The organism is Gemmata sp., from assembly GCF_051859125.1.
Taxonomy (GTDB): domain Bacteria; phylum Planctomycetota; class Planctomycetia; order Gemmatales; family Gemmataceae; genus Gemmata.
On sequence record NZ_JBHYGG010000222.1, the window covers coordinates 1 to 2,509 of the forward strand.

The 2,509-nt window shown below is 67.6% G+C and carries 2 protein-coding genes; one reads left to right on the plus strand and one right to left on the minus strand.

Going from position 1 to position 2,509, the window contains the following annotated elements:
• The first annotated feature begins 607 nt into the window (after positions 1 to 607).
• Positions 608 to 1,465 carry a hypothetical protein gene (locus tag ACTIGN_RS17920; protein WP_439626270.1) on the plus strand — a complete coding sequence of 286 codons (858 nt, stop codon included), beginning with the start codon at positions 608 to 610 and terminating at the stop codon, positions 1,463 to 1,465.
• Positions 1,466 to 1,505: 40 nt separating this feature from the next.
• Here ACTIGN_RS17920 and ACTIGN_RS17925 read toward each other — a convergent pair whose 3' ends face one another.
• Positions 1,506 to 1,814, minus strand: a complete 309-nt coding sequence (locus tag ACTIGN_RS17925) for a hypothetical protein (RefSeq protein ID WP_439626272.1) — start codon at positions 1,812 to 1,814, stop codon at positions 1,506 to 1,508.
• Between the last annotated feature and the right edge of the window lie 695 nt (positions 1,815 to 2,509).

Sequence of the window (2,509 nt, forward strand, 5' to 3'; positions counted from 1 at the left end):
GGAGCAACGTCACTCCGGTCGCTCACGCTCCCGGCTCGCCAGGGTGATTGGTTGGTCCCGACTGCCTCATGAGGGGCGAACAATGTCCGCAACGAACGCCGAACTGATTGCGGGCCTCACCCGGTTGCACGGCGTCGTGCAGCAGTGGCTCGTCACCGACCTCACCGGCCCCGGCCTTGGCCGCGACCCGACGCGCGCCTACGCCGACATGATGTTCGCGTTCGCCTTCGCACGCCTCGGGGCGGCCGCCGACGCGCAGCGCCTCCGCGCCGCGGCCGACGCCGTACTGCGGGCCGACGAGGAGTACGCGAGTCAACCGTTTGAATGCGGCCCAGTTAGCGACGAGCGATGGATCGCCGCGAACGTTCATCGATCCGGGACTACCATGTTCGGATTCCGGATCGAGGAGGCTCTGACGGGCTCATCGGTCCGATCGGTACTCCCTGCAAGACTCATTTACCGTGCGCCGGAGGACGCTGGGCCTCTCGCAGCCGGGGCGCGTGTCGAGTACACCACAACGCGACTTCGGGAACACTCACGCATTTTGGAGCCAACCAACTTCGTTGACCCATACGCGAGTTGGACGAAAAACCAGAGCGCCTCCCTGATGGAAATCTCACGGTTCCATACGACGCCCGAGGCCGACGGGGAACAGCTCCGCAATCTGTTGGAGGTCGCCGAGGCAGGCGAGCGGGGATACCAACTCCGGGCGTGGCGCACCGCACTCGCACTCGCCGGCACGGTTGACCCGCAATGGCTCTCGTCGCTGTTGCTGAAGGTCAGCGGCGCCGTGACCGCCCACTGCGCGGAAGCGGTCGCGCCAACCAACCAAGACACTCCCGGCACGTTCCGCCAGATTACCGACCTGCTCGTTCAGGCCGTCGGTCAGGTGGCCGCGATGCCCGACGGGGAGTTGTTCCCGCCGCTGGTCGATGCCGTGGTGCAGACCCTCACGATGATTGCTGGCAAAGGGCACTTGTCGCAGGTCAACGCACTCGCCGAACTCGGGTGGGCGTGCCTGTGCTGGTTCCAGCGGCTCGGGGACCGCGAGGCGGCCGAGAAGTTCCTGTACGACACGCGGCACCTGTGGCCCGAGACCGTCGAGGGCGCGACGCACCACGAGGTGTGCGCGACCGCGATCCGCGCCGGGCTGCTGGCGTTCCTCCGACACGAGCACGCCGCGAGCGCCGAGCTGGACGCGGTGTTCGGTCGCATTCGGGCGTCGAAGACGTCCGCGGTGCGGCGCGAGCGGTGGGAGGCGAAGGAAGTGGTTCAGGTCGCGACCGCGTACATTCGCGGGGCGGCGTGCGGACCGGTCGCGGGCGGCGTCGAGCGCGTCGCGAACCTGTTCCCGGCACTGCCGCGCATCCCGAACACTTGGACGACCGCGCAATACTTCTCGCGGTTCCACTTCGTGCTGGTCGAGGCGCTGGTGCTGGCGTTCCCGGCGGTGCGGGGGGCGTGAGCAGTCGGCTCCGCCGACTGGTCGCGTCGCGGGGCGTGGGTCAGTTCTCGCTGAAGTCGAAGCGGGTGGCGGCGTCGCGGCTGAGGGGGTCCTTGGCGAACTTGCGGAAGCAGCCGAGGCACAGGTCGAACCGCATCTTGGAGCAGGACGGGAGTTCCTCGGGTGCGGGGCGGTCGCCGTTCTCGATCTCGTTCAGGAGCTGGGCCATCTCCTCGACGTGGTCGGTGTCCAGGTCGTCGTCGGTGATCTCCGCCGGGTTCGTGGCCGCGAAGGCTTCCATCTTCACGACATATCGGGCGGCTTCCTCGGGCAGATCCTTGCCGCAGACGTCGCAAGAGAAGTGCAGCATGGCCGTCGGTTCCTCAAGGCGTGTCGGGGCCGCCACGGGCGATGAGAGAATCACTCCGGGCGGTGCGGTCGGGATTACGAGTCGAGGAGCGAGGGGCCGACCGCCGCAAACGAGCCGATACATTCCACAGATCACAGGTTTCGCGTTGCCTGTCAAGCGGAATCCCGCTTCCCAACTCGCGCAGTTGGCCCAAACGCGGGCACGCCGGCAAAGTCGCCAAGCGGAATGTAAAAATTCCCTGGACATTCTTTCCGCCCGGTCCGGCGACGGGGTGTCGAGAAGTCCGCCACTGCGTGGACATCGCACCGCGACCGGGGCGCGGCGCAAGGTGTTGGCTCCGTTGGATGAAGCCGCGATTTCGACGTAGGGGGCCGGGGGCGCGCGGAGGGCACGAAAGACGCGGGGCGGGCGATTTCGCGGGTGCCCGACAGGCGTTGGCACGACCGGTGCAATACCCTCTCTCGCCTTCGAACGGCGGCCGGTGGCGAGATCAGACCGACCCCCGTTCGACGGCTCGCATCCCACATACGTTCCCCCCGGCGACCCGGGTTCGCCCCCGGATCGAGCACACCCCCACTCTCGTCTCCGATACACGTTCCCGCGGCCGGCGACTCTCACGAGTCCGCCGGCTCGCATCATTTATGGGCAGGAACGTCCGGCGATGCTGTAGGGTGCGTCGAGCCGCGCTTCGCGGC

Bases quoted from the DNA above. Each gene is read 5' to 3' on its own strand.
- ACTIGN_RS17920 (WP_439626270.1), top strand. From the start codon at position 608: ATGGAAATCTCACGGTTCCATACGACGCCCGAGGCCGACGGGGAACAG.
- ACTIGN_RS17925 (WP_439626272.1), bottom strand. From the start codon at position 1,814: ATGCTGCACTTCTCTTGCGACGTCTGCGGCAAGGATCTGCCCGAGGAA.